Annotated in this window: 12 protein-coding genes and 1 pseudogene; 5 read left to right on the top strand and 8 right to left on the bottom strand. The window is 59.9% G+C overall.

Translation table 11 applies throughout. The annotated features are described in order from the left end of the window. Positions 1-2: 2 nt before the first annotated feature. Together CE636_RS26700 and CE636_RS26695 are read left to right on the top strand one after the other, a co-directional pair. A complete protein-coding gene (locus CE636_RS26700) occupies positions 3-2,696 on the top strand; it encodes a hybrid sensor histidine kinase/response regulator (RefSeq protein ID WP_017898779.1) in 2,694 nt (897 codons plus the stop codon). After that, positions 2,686-4,884 (top strand): glycoside hydrolase family 2 protein, encoded by a 2,199-nt coding sequence (locus CE636_RS26695; protein WP_017898780.1) that lies wholly within the window; start codon positions 2,686-2,688, stop codon positions 4,882-4,884. The genes CE636_RS26700 and CE636_RS26695 overlap by 11 nt, the downstream gene beginning before the upstream one ends. 24 nt (positions 4,885-4,908) lie before the next feature. On the opposite strand, the gene CE636_RS26690 is transcribed toward CE636_RS26695, so the two are convergent. The 3 genes from CE636_RS26690 to CE636_RS26680 all read right to left on the bottom strand — a co-directional run bounded on the left by CE636_RS26690 (position 4,909) and on the right by CE636_RS26680 (position 8,261). Further along, entirely contained in the window at positions 4,909-5,778 is an 870-nt protein-coding gene (locus CE636_RS26690; RefSeq protein WP_017898781.1) for an aldo/keto reductase, read from the bottom strand. A gap of 78 nt (positions 5,779-5,856) precedes the next feature. Beyond that, a complete protein-coding gene (locus tag CE636_RS26685) occupies positions 5,857-7,059 on the bottom strand; it encodes an MFS transporter (protein ID WP_017898782.1) in 1,203 nt (400 codons plus the stop codon). Between the two features lie 68 nt (positions 7,060-7,127). After that, positions 7,128-8,261 carry an alpha/beta hydrolase gene (locus tag CE636_RS26680; RefSeq protein ID WP_017898783.1) on the bottom strand — a complete coding sequence of 378 codons (1,134 nt, stop codon included), beginning with the start codon at positions 8,259-8,261 and terminating at the stop codon, positions 7,128-7,130. Positions 8,262-8,430: 169 nt separating this feature from the next. Between CE636_RS26680 and CE636_RS26675 the strand changes: the two genes are divergently transcribed. Continuing rightward, the gene (locus CE636_RS26675) at positions 8,431-9,315 is read left to right on the top strand and encodes a LysR family transcriptional regulator (RefSeq protein ID WP_032455893.1); all 885 of its coding nucleotides are present in this window, start codon (positions 8,431-8,433) and stop codon (positions 9,313-9,315) included. 303 nt (positions 9,316-9,618) lie between these two features. Here CE636_RS26675 and CE636_RS26670 read toward each other — a convergent pair whose 3' ends face one another. Both CE636_RS26670 and CE636_RS29080 read right to left on the bottom strand, forming a co-directional pair. Beyond that, complete coding sequence (locus CE636_RS26670; protein WP_017898785.1) at positions 9,619-11,235, bottom strand: peptide ABC transporter substrate-binding protein; 1,617 nt, start codon at positions 11,233-11,235, stop codon at positions 9,619-9,621. Next, a pseudogene (locus CE636_RS29080) lies at positions 11,236-11,349 on the bottom strand (hypothetical protein); the annotation flags it as partial. 72 nt (positions 11,350-11,421) lie between these two features. Here CE636_RS29080 and mpaA point away from each other — a divergent pair. After that, positions 11,422-12,129 (top strand): murein tripeptide amidase MpaA, encoded by a 708-nt coding sequence (gene mpaA, locus CE636_RS26665; RefSeq protein ID WP_004203919.1) that lies wholly within the window; start codon positions 11,422-11,424, stop codon positions 12,127-12,129. A 2-nt stretch (positions 12,130-12,131) separates the two neighbouring features. Here the strand turns inward: mpaA and ycjG are convergent, their stop codons facing one another. Beyond that, positions 12,132-13,097, bottom strand: a complete 966-nt coding sequence (ycjG, locus tag CE636_RS26660) for an L-Ala-D/L-Glu epimerase (protein WP_017898786.1) — start codon at positions 13,095-13,097, stop codon at positions 12,132-12,134. A gap of 102 nt (positions 13,098-13,199) precedes the next feature. On the opposite strand from ycjG, the gene tpx reads away from it, so the two are divergent. Beyond that, positions 13,200-13,706, top strand: coding sequence for a thiol peroxidase (gene tpx / locus CE636_RS26655; RefSeq protein WP_004203917.1), 507 nt, complete (start codon positions 13,200-13,202; stop codon positions 13,704-13,706). A 70-nt stretch (positions 13,707-13,776) separates the two neighbouring features. Here tpx and CE636_RS26650 read toward each other — a convergent pair whose 3' ends face one another. Next, positions 13,777-14,829 (bottom strand): AbrB family transcriptional regulator, encoded by a 1,053-nt coding sequence (locus CE636_RS26650; protein WP_017898787.1) that lies wholly within the window; start codon positions 14,827-14,829, stop codon positions 13,777-13,779. A 100-nt stretch (positions 14,830-14,929) separates the two neighbouring features. Beyond that, entirely contained in the window at positions 14,930-16,471 is a 1,542-nt protein-coding gene (gene tyrR, locus CE636_RS26645; RefSeq protein ID WP_004203915.1) for a transcriptional regulator TyrR, read from the bottom strand. Positions 16,472-16,581 lie beyond the last annotated feature (110 nt).

Raw genomic sequence — 16,581 nt, 5'->3', positions numbered from 1 at the left:
TCATGCATGCCGCTAACCGTAACGACCTTAACCTCCTGCCCTCGGCGGTGATGATCTACGATGAGCGCGAACGACTGCAGGCCTGGAATGATAAGGTGGCGCTGTTTTATCCAACGATCGCGCCCTGGCTCGCCGTCGGCGCCTCTCTTGAGAGCCTGGCGGAGAAGTTTATCGATGCCGGATATAACATCGACCCAGGCCGGCAACAGACGCTGCGCGAGGCGATTATCCGCAACTGCCGCCAGACGAACCACTGCGAGGTCCGCCAGTCGGGCAACCGCCGGATTTACGTTCAGCATCAGCGGCTGGCGGATGGCGGGATTGTCAGCCTGCATACCGACATCACCGAGCTTGACGAGGCCCGGCGTTCGCGTCATCAACTGCATGATGACTTTTTATTCACCGCGGAGTCGATCCAGATCGGCATCTGGGACTGGCAGGTCTCCGGCGACAGCCTGCAGGTGAATGACACCCTGCTGGCGATGGTCGGCCAGTCGCGGGCGCAGTGGCGCTTTCCGCTGCGCTTTATGCTCAACCTGGTCCACGAGGACGATCGCGCCACTCTGCAGCAGGCGATGATCGCCTCGCAAAACGAGCACATGCCGGTTTTTGAATGTGAGCTTCGCGTCCAGCACCCGACGCAGGGCTGGCGCTGGATGCTGCTCTCGGGGCAGATCGTCACCCTCAACATGCAGCAGCAGGCAGAGCGGGTGATCGGCACCTTGCAGGATATTACCCGGCGCAAAGCCGCAGAGCTGCTGGCCATTGAGGCGGCGAAGGAGGCCCGTGAGGCGAACGAAGCGAAAAGCGCTTTCCTCGCCAATATGAGCCACGAAATCCGCACCCCGATGAACGGCATTCTCGGCATGACGCAGCTCTGCCTCGACACGCCGCTGACCGCGGAGCAGCGGGAGTACCTTTCGCTGGTGATGAGCTCAGCCCAGTCGCTGCTGCACATTATCAATGACATTCTTGATTTTTCACGCATTGAGTCGGGCAAGATGCAGGTGGACGTAGAGCCGCTGGAGATCCGCCCTTTTGTTCAGTCGCTGATCCGCCCGCATATGCCTGCCGCCAGCGAAAAGGGCATTGAGCTGCTGGTGGATATCTCCCCTGCGGTGCCTGAGGTGCTGATCGTCGATGGCCCCCGGCTGCGGCAAATCCTGACCAACCTGCTGGGTAATGCCCTGAAGTTCACTCATCAGGGGGAGGTCCTACTGGCGATAGCGCCGGCCGAGGACGAAAACCACTGGTGCTTTCGCATTCGCGATACCGGCATCGGCATTGCCCCGGAGAAGCAAAAGGCGATCTTCGAGGCCTTCAGCCAGGCCGATAGCTCTACCACCCGTCGCTACGGCGGCACCGGACTGGGGTTAACCATTTCGGCCCGCCTGGTCAGCCTGATGGGCGGTGAGCTGACGGTGGAGAGCCAGCCTGGGGCAGGCAGCGAATTTGCCTTCACCCTGCCGCTGGAAGGCCTGAACGCCGCGGCCTCCGGTAGCGCCCCGCTGAGCCGCTTCAATCACCAGCGGGTGCTGGTGGTTGACGACAACAGCACCAACCTGCGCCTGCTTGACGCCATGCTTCGCCAGATGGGACTGATGCCAACCTGCGTGAACAACGCTGGCGAGGCGCTACGCCGGGCCGCCGAAGGCCCGCCATGGCAGCTGATCCTGCTGGACGCGCAGATGCCGGATATGGACGGCGTATCCCTGGCGCTGGAGCTCTCCGCTTTGCCTGAAGCCAGGCAAAGCCAGATTATTATGCTCAGCTCCATGAGCCGTCATTTTGACGCCAATATGCTTAAGCGCATCGGCATTGCCCACTATCTGCATAAACCGGTGGCACAGCGCGAACTGCATCAGGTTATCGCCGGCATTCTGGTGCCCACGCCGGTGGTGACGACAACGCCTGCCCCCGTTGCGCAACCGGTCAGGGACCAGACCGGGCTAAATATCCTGCTCGCCGAGGACAACCTGGTAAACCAGAAGGTCGCCAGACGGCTGCTGGAGCAGTTGGGTCACCGCTGCGAGGTGGTGAACAACGGTCGGGAAGCGCTGGAGCGCTGGCGCGCAGCCTGCTGGGATCTTCTGCTGATCGATCTGCAAATGCCGGAGATGGACGGTGAAACCGCCATCCGCCTGCTGCGGGAAGAGACCCAGGCGCAGGGCAGACAACATCAGCCCACGATTGCCATGACCGCCCACGCTATGCAGGGCGATAGAGAACGCTGTCTGGCGATGGGTTTTGACGGCTATATCGCCAAGCCGGTGAGCCAGGAGGCGCTACGGGAAGCCATCGCCCGCGTCGGCGCGGCGGAAGATAGCGCGCCGGAGGAAGAGGAAGGCCTGCCGGACGAAGCCCGCCTGCTGAAACAGTGCGCCGACGATCCTGAGCTTGTCGAGGAGTTGCTGGGACTCTTCGCTGCAGGACTTAATGCTGCGGCCGCCGCCCTCAACCACGCCATTGACGCCAATGACCGGGAGACATGGCGCCGCGCCGCCCACAAGCTGCGCGGCGAGGCGGCCACCCTAGGTTTTCAACGCCTTGCCAGTGTGCTCCAGCGGCTGGAGAGCCAGGCGGCCTCGCCAGACCAAAGCGTGCCGGGCGACCTGCGCGACGCGCTGACCGAGGCGATCGCGGGCTGCCACCTGTGGCTGCGCCGCAGAACGCAGGAGGTTCCCCGTGATCGCTAGACGTCTACTGCTGCTGGTCATTTGCCTGCCGCTGGCGCACGCCGGTTCTGCGCCGGTGACCTGGTCACTGGCCGGACAATGGCGGGTGCATGACGCCAACGACAGCGCCTTCGCCGGCGCGCAGGCTTCGGACGGCGACTGGCGCACGCTGCGGGTACCGGCAAACTGGTACAGCGCCGGATACGATCATCAGGGCGCCCTGTGGTATCGCCATCAATTTACCCTGCATGGCCTGACGCCGGACGCCATGGCTACGCTGGTGTTTGACGGCGTCGATTACTTTGCCGAGGTGGCGCTCAACGGCAAGACGCTGACCCGGCACGAAGGCTATTTTCAGCGCTTCCCGGTGGACATCACCGGGGCCGTTCGCCGCCATAATCAGCTCGCCGTGCGGGTCGACAGCCCCTATGAAGACCCGCAAAAGATCTGGCCGCTGCACAAGACGCTGATGAAAGGGATCCTCAATCAGCACGATACCCGTCCGGGCGGCGCCTGGTCGGTTCAGGGGCAGGATGCCAACTCCGGGGGGATCTGGGCGCCGGTGAAGCTCCATCTGAGCCGCGGCGTCACTATCGACGAGGTGATCCTGCGCCCGGACTGGCGACAGGGGCTGGAGAAGCCCATGCTGCGTGCCGAAATCCGCTATCGGGCCGTGACGCCCGGCCCCGTCACGCTGCGCCTGACGGCCACCCCGGACAATTTTTCTGGCCCGCCTTTTCAGCAGGCCTTTGCGGTCACCCTGGAGAATACCGCAGGCACTCTGCGCGTCTCGCTGCCCATGCCCTCGGCAAAGCTCTGGTGGCCGGTGGGCACAGGTAAACCGAACCTGTACCGCGTGCGCGCCACCCTCGTGGATAAGCGGGGGATCATGGATACCGCCGTCACCCGCACCGGATTACGTAAGGTGGAAGCGCTGGCGGATAATCAAGGCTGGCGCATCAATGACAGACGGCTGTTCATCAAGGGCAGCAACTATATTGGCTCGCCGTGGCTGAGCACCATGACGCGGAAAAAGTATCTCCGGGATTTCAGACTGGTCACGGCGATGAACGCCAACGCCATCCGCGTTCATGGCCACGTGGCGGGCCGCGCGCTGTATGAGGTGGCCGATGAGATGGGACTCATAATTTGGCAGGATGTCCCGCTGCAGTGGGGTTATGATGACAGCGCCGCCTTCGCCGATAACGCCGTGCGCCAGACCCGGGCGATGATGGACCAGTTCGGCAATTCGCCGGCGATTATTGTCTGGGGCGGTCACAACGAGCCGCCGTGGAACTCGCCGTGGATGGAGAAACGCTTCCCCGACTGGCGTAAAACCTTAAACCAGACCCTGACGCAGCGGGTGGGCGATGCGCTGGCGGAAGACACCTCCCGCATCGTGCATCGCTTTTCCGCTGTCGAAGAGCACTACTGGGCAGGGTGGTATTTCGGCACCCTGCGCGACCTGCTCGCCCCGGCGAAAACCGGGATTATTACCGAGTTTGGCGCCCAGGCGCTGCCCCGCCTCTCCACCCTGAAGACCATTATCCCGGCCCGTCTGCTGTGGCCGAAAACCACCGCCGCCGACGATCCCGGCTGGGTGCGATGGAAGTACCATAATTTTCAGCCTTTCCAGACCTTTAAATTCGCCGGGATTCCGCGAGGCAACAATATTCAGGAGATGATTGAAAACACCCAGGCGTATCAGGCCAGGCTGGTGGCCCTGGCGGCGGAGAGCTATCGTCGCCAGCGTTATCAGCCGGTGACCGCCCTGTTCCAGTTTATGTTTGTCGAGACATGGCCCTCCATCAACTGGGGGGTGGTGGATTATCTGCGCCAGCCAAAGGCGGGTTACTATGCCCTGCAGCGCGCCTATCAGCCGATCCTGCCGTCCATCGAGCCGGTGACCGCCAGCTGGCGTCAGGGTAGCCCGGCGACGGTGCGCCTGTGGGCGATTAACGATACCTGGACAGCCTGCGAGGATTGTCGCCTGACCTGGCAGGTCAGGCAAAATGGTCGGATACTGACTCAGGGGGAAACCACGCGGACCCTGCCGCCCGACGCCGGCCAGATGGTCAGGGAGCTGACCGTCACCCCCGCCGGCCAGCAGCCCGTGACGATCGTCTACCGTATTGACAACCGTCGCGGCAAACGCGTGGGGGCTAACCAGCATAGCGAACCCGTCGCCGCGGCCCAGGCAGCGAAATGAAGGAGGCTTCCCGCTGAGCCGCGATCAGTCGTGGATTTTCACCCCCAGACAACCGCGAACGAATTGAGGGTTAAAGTGTTTTACCGCTTCGCCGACATAGCCTAAATCCAGAGCGCTGATTTGCGCCATTTCGCGCGCGGTGAGCGAGAAATCCCAGATGGCAAAGTTCTCTTCAATACGCTCCTGGCGGGTGGATTTTGGAATTACCGTGACGCCACGCTGCACGTTCCAGCGCAGGATAACCTGCGCAATGGTTTTATGATGGGCATCGGCAATCTCCTGCAGCGTTGCCTCTTCATACGGGTTATGTCTGCCGCCGCCTAACGGCGCCCAGGCTTCCGGCTGAACGTGATAGTGCTTCATGGTTTCCAGCGCCGCGGGCTGGGCGAAATAAGGATGCAGTTCGACCTGGTTCACCATCGGCTTAATTCTGACGGTTTCGCAGAAGTTCGCTAACACATGGGCGTAGAAATTGGACACGCCAATCGCTTTCAGGATACCGGCCTCATAAGCCTCCTCCAGCGCGCGCCAGGCGCTGAAATAATCGCCCATCGCCTGATGCAACAGATAAAGATCGAAGTATTCCAGCCCGGATTTTTTTAAGGACGCGGCGATACCGGCTTTCGCCATCCCGGCGTTGGCCATGTCCTGAACCCACAGTTTGGAGGTGATAAATAGCGCCTCGCGGGTACACAGACCTTCGGCGATGGCTTCGCGAACGGCCTCCCCCACCGCATCTTCATTATCGTAGACGGCAGCGGTATCGATAAGGCGATAGCCGGTACGAATAGCGTTCAGCACCGCCCGCTTACACTCTGCTTTATCGGTCACCTTAAAAACGCCAAAACCCAGCATCGGCATTTTACGGTTGTTACTTAATACACAATATTCCACGGTGCAGTCTCAGTTTGTTAAAAATTTCATGATAGACCAGAAACATCGCCGCGATTACCCCGTCATTTGTGATTTGACTTATGCATCCAGCTCATTAATCGCAGTGCGCTGATATCTCCTGTGTTTGACAGAAAGCAGGAAGCTCCCCCCTGCCGCGCCCAAAAGTAACAGACCGCTCAGAGCAAAAGTGCTGCGCCATCCCAGACTATCAAACACCAGGCCTCCTGCCGTTGACCCGAGGGCAATCGATAGTTGGATCACGGCGACCATCAGACCACCGCCCGCCTCCGCATCCTCGGGCAGCGTCCGCGCAATCCATGTCCACCAGCCGGTGGGCGCTGCCGTCGCCAGCAGGCCCCACAGGCTTAACAGTACGGCGACTGAACCTGTGTGGTGCCCGGCCAGCAGAAGCGTTCCGGCAATCGCGGCCATTAACAAAGGGATAGCCACCAGTGTCGGATAAAACCGGGCGTTCAGAACGGTCGTAATAAGCAGCGTGCCGACAAAACCGGCGGCGCCAATCGCCAGTAATATCAGGGAGAGGCCAGAAGGCTTGACTCGAGTCACTATCTCCAGAAACGGTCGCACATAGGTAAATAAGGTAAACTGCCCCATAAAGAACAGCCCGCAGGCCAACAATCCAAGGGATACCGTCGAGCGACGGAACAGACGCAGCACGGTTCCCTGCCGCTCTGGTGCGCGCTGACTTTTCATCGATGGCAGGCTAACGCATTGCCAGATGAAGGCTACCATCGCCAGCGGGACGAGACATAAAAAGGCGCCGCGCCAGCCGACGGTGGCCCCCAGGTAGCTGCCCAGCGGGGCCGCGACGACCGTGGCCAATGCGTTACCACCGTTAAAAATGGCCAGCGCGCGGGGAACCTGGCGTTGCGGCACCAGCCGAATGGCCGTTGCTGCCGACAATGACCAGAATCCGCCAATGACGATCCCGATGAGCGCCCTGCCCAGCATATAAACCGGAAAACTGGACGCCTGGGCAATCATCAATCCTGAGGCCGCCATCAGCGCCGTGAGCCCCAGCAGCAGCCATTTACGGTCCAGCGACCCGGTAAGAGGGGAAATCGTCAGGCTGGTCAGTACCGCCAGCGCGCCAGAAAGCGCGATCCCCTGGCCTGCTAATCCCTCGGTAATGTGTAAATCACCCGCGATGGGTGTCAACAGACTGACCGGCATAAACTCTGAGGCAATGAGCACAAATACGCAGAGCGTCATCGCCAGGACGCCGCTCCAGTATGCGCGGGTGTTATGTAATCCAGACATTATTTATCTCCGACAAAACAAAGCCGCCAGCAGGCGGCTTTGGGGATGTCTCCGGCACAGGAGAGCGATTACAGGTTGGTTTCGAAAAACTGCGCGAACGTAGCAAAGGGAATTTTGCCCGCGGCGTTGTCATAGAGGTCGACATGGTTTGCCCCAGGGACAATCACCAGCGCTTTCTCTTTGCTGCCGATCGCCTTGAAAGCATCTTCGGCAAAATAGCGTGAATGGGCTTGTTCGCCGGTCACAATAAGCGTCGGAATAGTCACCTCGCTGGCGTAACTCAGCAGCGGCATATTCATAAACGACAGCGGCATCGTCGCATTCCATGCCCCGGTTGAATTAACCGAACGCGCATGGAAACCTCGCGGCATACGGTAATAATCGAAGAACTCTTTCAGCACCGGGTTGGGGTTGGCGGGCAAGGTTTCCGGCAAAATACGAGCGGCAGCGCTGACGTTGCCTTTATCATCAACATATATGTCATGCCCACCTGGGGCGAAAGTGCCGTTTGCCGCATCCTTCCAGCGCTGCGCGTTCAAGTACTGCAGTACCGCTCGGCGGTCGGCTGTCGTGTAGCGGTCTTTGCCATCGCCTACCCCATGACCCATCGCGCGGCTCATGTCATACATGACGCTGGTCGCCACCGCTTTGACGCGTGTATCCATCGCCGCGTCGTTTAGGGCCATACCACCCCAGCCGCAAATGCCGAGCAAACCGATACGGTTGCGATCCACCTCTTTTTGCAGGCCCAGAAAGTCCACCGCGGCACTGAAATCCTCGGTATTGATATCCGGTGAGGCCACGTTGCGTGGGTAGCCACCGCTTTCGCCCGTATAGGATGGGTCAAACGCCAGGGTGACAAACCCCTGTTCGGCCAGCGTCTGGGCATACAGGCCGCTGGACTGCTCTTTTACCGCGCCGAAGGGACCGCTCACAGCAATAGCTGCCAGTTTGCGTTCACCGCGATCCTTCGGCAGGTAGAGATCTCCAACTAAGGTAATCCCGTAGCGGTTCTGAAAGGTCACCTTACGGTGATCCACTTTTGCGCTCTCCGGGAATGTTTTATCCCATTGTTCAATCAATGAAACAGGTGCGTTCGGGTTAGTTGTATCAGCATAACTCATCGTTGTGGCTCCACTTAATAAGGCGCAAAGCAGCATGGCGGGTATCGTGGCTGTCATATTTTTGCTGAAAACCGTCATTAAATCCCCCTAAATAAACGTGTGAAAACCAGTCTCCAGAGGACAACGCTGCTGGGCTTTGTTGTCATGCGCTTATTGTAGCTAGCAATAAAAGTGCTTATTAGAGGCTAAAAAATGCTAAGATTAATACCATTTAGTTCTAAATAGCGCGATTGTTACGAGGCGGAAGATGGCGAAACGGGAAAACTATAATGACCTCTACCTGTTTATGCAGGTGGTACGGGAAGGCAGTTTTACCGCCGCAGCGCAACGACTGGGTCTGGCGCAGTCCGGGATCAGCCGTGCGGTTCGCGAACTCGAAGAGCGGCTGGGCGTTCAGCTTCTGGTGCGCACCACCCGCCGGTTGTCGCTCACTCAGGCGGGTGAGCAGCTCTATCACAATGTCGAATCCGGTTTCGACGCCTTAGATATGGGACTCGCCACGCTGGCCCATTATCGGCAAACACCGTCCGGTACGGTTCGCATCAATGCCAGCCAGCACGCTATTGATAAAGTTCTGCTGCCTAAGCTGGCGATATTTAAACAACGCTATCCCGATATCCGCCTGGAACTGATCACCGAAAGCCGGTTCGTCGATATTATTGCGGAGCGTTTCGATGCGGGCGTGCGTCTGGGCCCGGAAGTGGGGAGTGGCATGATTGCGGTACGTATTTCGCCCGATATGGAGATGGCGGTTGTCGGAACCCCGGAGCATTTTCGTCGCTACGGCTTTCCGCAAACCCCTGCCGATTTAACCGGTCATCCCTGCATCGCCTATCAGTTCGGCGACGGCAGCCTTTACGCCTGGGAACTTAACGTGGAAGGCAAAAAAATTACCCACCCGCCTCAGGGACAGTGGGCTTTCGCCGACAGCTATATGGAGGCCAAAGCGGCGCGGCTGGGGCTGGGACTGGCTTATGTCCCGGAGGAGCTGGTCACAGATGATCTGCAACGCGGTACGCTTATCCGGGTGCTCCAGCGCTATAGCCAGCGTCTGGAAGGTTCATTTCTCTATTACCCGCACCGAAATGTGTCGCCCGCGCTGAGAGCGGTCATTGAGACATTGCGAATGTAGTAGAGGTCGCCTCCAGGCTTAGAGAAAACTGGTATTTTCACTTAAGTCGATCTTCGGTGCGACCAGTTACTGAATATATAATATGAAAAGGACAGCCTTTTTATATATTTCGAACATAAAATGTTATTTAGTTATGGTTCATCATTATAGGAATGACGATATAAATTTTTAAGATCTGGCAAAGCTTAAAGCACCAAATTCTCAATTGGCTGATTTACTTATTAATAAATAACTGGCGCCGCAATCCGCGCCAGTTCTGGGTTCAGCAATGGCTACCTGCCCTGAGCAGGAGGCCAGTACGCATCAGTGTTTAACGATATACATGGTACGGCTGTAGGCCACATCTTCCGGGTTGGTGATCGGGTAGCCTTTCAGCCACGGCTTAATCAGCCGACCGTTGGTGTACTGGTAGATCGGCGCAATTGGCGCTTTGGCCATAATGATCTTCTCCGCCGCGTTGTAATCGTCGTTACGCGCTTTGGCCGAATTCTCCACCGCCGCCTGGGCGAGGATTTTGTCGTACGCCGGATCGTTAAAGCGGGAAATATTTCCGCTGTGGGTGGAAGTCAGTAGCGACAGGAAAGTGGACGGCTCGTTGTAATCCCCTACCCAGGAGGCGCGGATCACATCGAAATTGCCGGTGTTGCGGCTGTCGATATAGGTTTTCCACTCCTGATTCTGCAGTTTCACATCCACGCCGAGGTTCTTTTTCCACATCGACGCCACTGCGATGGCAATCTTCTGATGGTTCTCAGAGGTATTATACAGCAGCGTCAGCTTCAGCGGGCGATTCGGGCCATAGCCGGCGGCGGCCAGCAGGGCTTTCGCCTGGGCGTTAAGCTCGGCCTGACTCATACTCTCAAACTGCGAGGGCTGCGGCGTGAAGCCCGCCGTTACGTCCGGTGTGAAACGCCAGGCCGGTTTTTCCCCGGTCCCTAGCACTTTCTCCGCCATCACCCGGCGATCGATGGTCATACTCAGCGCCAGTCGCACCCGCTCGTCCGCTGTCGGCCCTTTTTGGGTATTAAAGGCGTAATAGTAGGTGCCCAGCTGCGGCGGGGTATACACCTGTCCAGGAATATCCTTCAGCAGCTTCTGGTACATATTTTTCGGGAAAGATTCGGTGATATCGATATCGCCGGCCAGATAGCGCTTGGTGGCGGCGGACTCCTGGTTGATCGGCACAAAGGTGACCTGCTGGATCACCGTTTTGGCGTTATCCCAGTAGTGGTTGTTCGGCACCAGCATCAGCTTTTCATTCACGACGCGATCTTTCAGAACATAGGCGCCGTTGCCCACCAGGCTGCCGGGCCGCGTCCAGTTCGCGCCGCTGTCGACATTGGCTTTTTGCACCGGATAGAAGGCAAAGCTGGCGGTCAGGTTGCTGAACCATGGCAGCGGCTTATCCAGCTGCACCCGCAGGGTGTGGGCGTCGACGGCGGTGACCCCCAGGGTCTCCGCCGCGGCTTTGCCGTCGATGATGTTCTGCGCGTTGGCGATCCCCGCCAGCGCCGCGAACCAGGCGAACGGCGAAGTGGTTTTCGGATCCACCAGACGCCGCCAGCTATAGACGAAATCCTCGGCGGTGACCGGCGTACCGTCGGACCAGCGGGCGTTATCGCGCAGGGTAAAGGTCCAGACGCGGTTATCATTGCTCTGCCAGCGGGTCGCCACCCCCGGCACCAGGTTGCCTTTCGCATCCTGATTGACTAAACCTTCAAACAGATCGCGGATCACCTGGATTTCCGGCAGGCCCACCGCTTTGGCGGGATCTAACGAGGCGGGTTCATCTTTGATATGGCGCACCAACTGCTGTTTTTCCGCCAGTACCGTGCCCGGCGGTACGTCCGCCGCCCAGGCCAGAGAAGATACGCTGGCTAACCACAGCGCGCCGCATGTCAAAGCGACAGGATACTTCATAAGATCCCCTTTAAAATGAGAAAAAACACCGCCAACAGAGCGATAATTATTTGTTTCATCACCTGAAATTGCAAACAACATATGATAGAAAATTGATGTGCCGTCGGATTTCACGCCTCAGGGAATGGGTTTGATTCCAACACGCTTTTCGCCAACACTGAATAATAACGACACACAGGAAGCCCTATGTCTATTTCACGTCCTCGCCCGCAGCGCGGCGACTTTCCGCCGGGAACCCGGCAGTACGGCAGCTCTGAACTGGGCGCGCCGCTGCTGTGGTTTCCTGCGCCGATGGCCGACAGCCGCAGCGGCCTGATTATTGCCGGCACCCACGGCGATGAGAATTCGTCGATTGTGACCCTCTCCTGCGCCCTGCGCACCCTGAAGGCGGAGCTACGCCGCCACCACGTGGTCCTGACGGTCAATCCTGACGGCTGTCAGCTCGGGCTACGCGCCAACGCCCGCGGCGTGGACCTCAACCGTAACTTTCCGGCCGCTAACTGGAGACAAGGGGAAACGGTGTACCGCTGGAACAGCGCGGCGGCGGAACGAGACGTGGTGCTGTTGACCGGCGAGCAGCCTGGCTCGGAGCGGGAGACCCAGGCCCTGTGTCAGTTGATCCATCAGATCCATCCGGCGTGGGTGGTCTCCTTTCACGATCCGCTGGCCTGCATCGAAGACCCGGGACACAGCCCGCTGGGACACTGGCTGGCGGACGCCTTCTCACTGCCGCTGGTGGGCAGCGTGGGCTACGACACCCCAGGTTCCTTTGGCAGCTGGTGCGCCGATATCGGGCTCCCCTGCATCACCGCCGAGTTTCCGCCGGTCTCCGCCGACGAGGCAACGGAGCGTTACCTGCCGGCGATGACCGACCTGCTGCGCTGGCAGGCTTAAACTTAAAGATGAAGCACGCCGGTGCTGAACCGCAGCGCCGGCTCAACGTCCACCGCCAGCCATGTCGGGCCGTCGAGGTCGGCGAAGCGCGCCAGCGGCGCCAGGGGGAGCGCGGCGGCGATCCCGCGCGAGGTGCAGAGCATACAGCCCAGCATCCGTTCAAAGCCCTGCCGTTCCGCCTCCCCGGCCAGGGCCAGCGCTTCGGTCAGGCCGCCGGTTTTGTCCAGTTTGATATTGATCATCTCATAGCGCCCGCGCAGCCTCGGCAGGCTCTCCCGGGTATGGCAGCTCTCGTCGGCGCAAATCGGTAACGGATGAACGAAGTTTTCCAGCGCCGCATCGGCGTCGGCGGGGAGCGGCTGCTCAAGCATCGCCACGCCGAGGTCCGCCAGCAGCTGGCAGCGCGCCGCCAGCCCCTCGCTGTGCCAGGATTCATTGGCATCGACAATCAACGTGGCCTGCGGCGCCGCCTGGCGAATAGCGATTAACCGCTCGCTGATAAGCCGGTCGTCGAGCTTCACCTTCAACAGTTGAGCACCCTTCTGCCACAGCGTCGCGGCGCTGGCCGCCATCTGATCCGCCGTGCCAATGACCACCGTCTGGGCGGTGATCACCCGCTCGGGCAACGTCACTCCCAGCAGTTGGGGCAAGGTTTTGCCTTCGCGCCGCGCCTGCAGATCCCACAGGGCGCAGTCAATGGCATTGCGCGCGGCGCCTGCGGGCAGCAGCCGCTGCAGCTGTTCGCGGGTAAGTCCCGCCTCCAGCTGCTCGCCGATAGCCATCACCTGGGCCATGACCGACGCGATGCTTTCGCCATAGCGTGGATAAGGCGTGCATTCGCCCACGCCTTTCACACCGTCCTCTTCCAGTTCCACCACCACCACTTTTGCTTCGCTGCGGCTGCCGCGGGCGATCACAAAGGGGGTGTGGAGCGGCCAGGCTTCCTCATACACTCGCACGTTACGCATTCCCTTGTCCTCTCTGGTCAATGTTAAATAGGGTTTGCCGTGTAGCTGGCGGATGTCATACACTACTCGCGACGTTAACTATATGTAAACAGGAAGATAACCATGTCACAAACCGTGCATTTCCAGGGCAACCCCGTTTCTGTTCAGGGCACCATTCCGCAGGCAGGCGCTAAAGCGCAGCCGTTTACGCTGGTCGCCAAAGATCTCTCTGACGTCGCGCTGAGCCAGTACGCCGGCAAACGTAAAGTACTGAATATTTTCCCGAGCATTGATACCGGCGTGTGCGCCGCATCAGTGCGTAAATTCAACCAGCTGGCCGCTGAACTGGACAACACCGTGGTGCTGTGCATTTCCGCTGACCTGCCGTTCGCCCAGTCTCGCTTCTGCGGCGCCGAAGGCCTGAGCAACGTGGTGACCCTTTCCACGCTGCGCGGCGCATCGTTCCTCGCTGACTACGGCGTCGCTATCTCTGCCGGTCCGCTGGCTGGCCTGGCCGCTCGCGCCGTGGTCGTTATCGATGAAAACGATCAGGTCGTCTACAGCCAGCTGGTGAACGAAATCACCGAAGAGCCAGACTACGACGCCGCGCTGGCCGCCCTGAAAGCCTGATAACAGACTGCCCTGGCGCATCGCGCCTGCGGACATTCGCTTTGCTCAGCCCCCGCTCTGCGGGGGCTTTTTATTGCCGCGGCGCATAGCGGGAAATCGTCCGCGCCATCGCCGGACCGGTCAGCAAAATGGTAAACAGCCGCAGCGTCTGCAGCGCCATGATGAACGACATATCCGCCCGGGTACCGGCGGCGATAATCGCCACGGTGTCCAGCCCGCCGGGGCTGGTGGCCAGATAGGCGGTCATAAAGTCCATCGGCAAAATATGAGTCAGGGCAAGGGCCATCAGGGCGCACATCAGGATCAGCCCGAGGATGGAGGCGATAATCTGCGGCAGCGTCTTCAGGGCCAGTAGAAAAACCGCTTTGTTAAACTGCAGGCCCACCGTCCAGCCCAGCACCGCGTAGGCCATCGCCAGCAACCACTCCGGCAGCTCCAGCATCACCCAGCCGCCGCCCTGGACCAGCGCGCCGAACAGCATCGGCAGCAGCATGGCTCCTGAAGGGATACGCAGCCGGACGCCCAGCCAACAGGCCGCCGCCGTCAGCAACAGCGTGATAGGAAAATTGAGGGTCAACGGCGCAAACCAGACGATGGCCTGGCTCATTGCCTGCGCCTCGTTGCCCAGGGTATAGCGCACCACCAGCGCCGCCGCGCCGACGACAAACAGCACCCGTAGATACTGCATCAGCGCCACCAGCCGCACATCTGCCCCGTACTCCTGGGCCATCACTACCATTGCCGACGCCCCGCCGGGAGAGCTTCCCCAGGCGCCGGTGGCGCCCGGCAGCGCGCTATAGCGAACCAACAGCCAGCCGGTGAGGCCGCTGATCGCCAGGGTGGTCAACAGGATCGCCAGCACCAGCGCCCAGTTAGCGAACAGTACGCCAAAAACAGAGGGATTAATCGCCCTGGCGATCATGCAGCCAACAATGGCCTGCGCCGCCAGATAACAGGGGCGAGGTATGCTCAGCTTCACCCCGCGCAGGCTCAAAATGAGACCGGCGATCAGCGGCCCCAGCAGCAGCGCTGCCGGCAAATGAAGGCGTAACAGCAGCGAGGAAAAGAGAACGGAGAGCAGCAGCAATATCAGCCACTGCCCGATCGCGCGACGCGACGCCAAGATGCACCACCCCGGAAAAAGAATTAAAAAACCAGTATATACAGGTTTGGCCCGCTTTGCAGGCCGAATGCCGGCGACATAGGTCGCCGGCCTGGCGGGATTATTCGTCGCCCTTTTTCTGACTCAGACCATATTCACGCAGCTTATTAGCGATGGCGGTATGCGACACCCCCAGCCGCTTCGCCAGCTTACGGGTGCTGGGGTAGCTGCGATAGAGCTGGGTCAGCACCGAGCGCTCAAAACGGCGGGTAATGTCGTCCAGCGACCCTTCCATGGCCTCCTCGCCCACCGGCAGCGAGGCGACGTCGTGGTCCGGCAGCAGAATGTCCTGCGGACGCAGTTCGAATCCTTCCAGCTGGGTTAGCGCGCGATAGACAGCATTCTTCAGCTGACGAACGTTGCCGGGCCAGCTGTAGCGGGTAAGCACCGTACTCAGGTCGGCGGAGAGCTTCGGCCGCGGGATCCCCTGCTCATCAGCAAAGCGGGCAACAAACAGCTCCGTCAGCGGCATAATGTCCTGCGGGCAGTCGCGCAGCGGCGGCAGATACAGGGTCAGGACGTTGAGGCGATAGTAGAGATCTTCGCGGAACAGCCCTTTCTGCACCAGCTCGACCAGGTTTTTCTGCGTCGCGCAGATCACCCGCACATCGACGTGTACTTCATGATCCTCGCCGACGCGGCGGAAGGTGCCGTCGTTGAGAAAGCGCAGCAGCTTGGTCTGCATTCGCGGCGACATCTCGCCAATTTCATCCAGCAGCACCGAACCGCCGTTGGCCTGCTCGAAGAAGCCTTTTTTGCCCTGCAGGGCGTCGCCGAACAGTTCGCTCTCGACCGCGTCCTCGGGAATGGAGCCACAGTTAAGCGCCAGATAGGGTTTGCCCGCCCGCGGGCTGGCCAGATGGCAGGCATGCGCCAGCAGATCTTTGCCGGTGCCCGTATCGCCGACAATCAACAGCGGCGCGCTGAGCATCGCCAGCTTGCGCGCTTGCTCCACCACGTGGCGCATTTTCGGCCCCACCGCGAGGATCTGACTGAAGGCGCTGGTGTCCTGGCTGGTCATGGTCTGCAGCTGCCGTCCCATGCGCACGGTTGAGCGCAGCATCGCCACGGCGCCGGTCAGCACTCGCTCGTTATGCTCCCCTTCCAGATAGACCGGGGTCACTTCCAGCAGGTAGTTCTGCCCGTTCACCACCACATGCTCCGCATGCGTCTCCTGCGGGCTACTTTCCAGCCAGCGCTGGACGTTGAAATCGGCGATCAGCTGGGCCACCGGATGGTTGCGCAGCTTCGCCTGGCTTTGGCCAAACAGCAGGCAGCTGGCGGGGTTGGCCAGTTCGACCCTGCCTTTGGTATCCAGCGACAGCACCGGCTCCGGCATCGCCACCAGCAGCGCGCTGAGCGCAAGATGTTCACGCTCAGATGGCATCCACGGCACGGTGCGCACGTCTGTCACGCCGGCGATACGGCGGATCTCCGCCATCAGGCTGCTGAAGGTGGCGAACTCCAGTTCGGCAAAATTGAGGTAGATACGGCCAATAGGGTCAATATCGATACCACGCAGATCAATGCCGCGCAGCACCAGCAAATCGAGCAATTCACGAGTCAGACCGAGGCGGTCTTCACAAAAGACTTCAAGACGCATGGGAGTGTTCACCCTAAAAGTGCCAATGACCGGAGAATAATAGGCCAGGAATGGACTTTCGGGAAGCTAACTGTCAACAATTATTGACAGCATGGCGGAAAAATGGGCGT

This window comes from Klebsiella sp. LY (assembly GCF_004010915.1).
Taxonomy (GTDB): domain Bacteria; phylum Pseudomonadota; class Gammaproteobacteria; order Enterobacterales; family Enterobacteriaceae; genus Klebsiella; species Klebsiella quasipneumoniae.
Note: the sequence above shows the minus strand (reverse complement) of the source record. Positions and strands in the feature narration are given on the sequence as shown.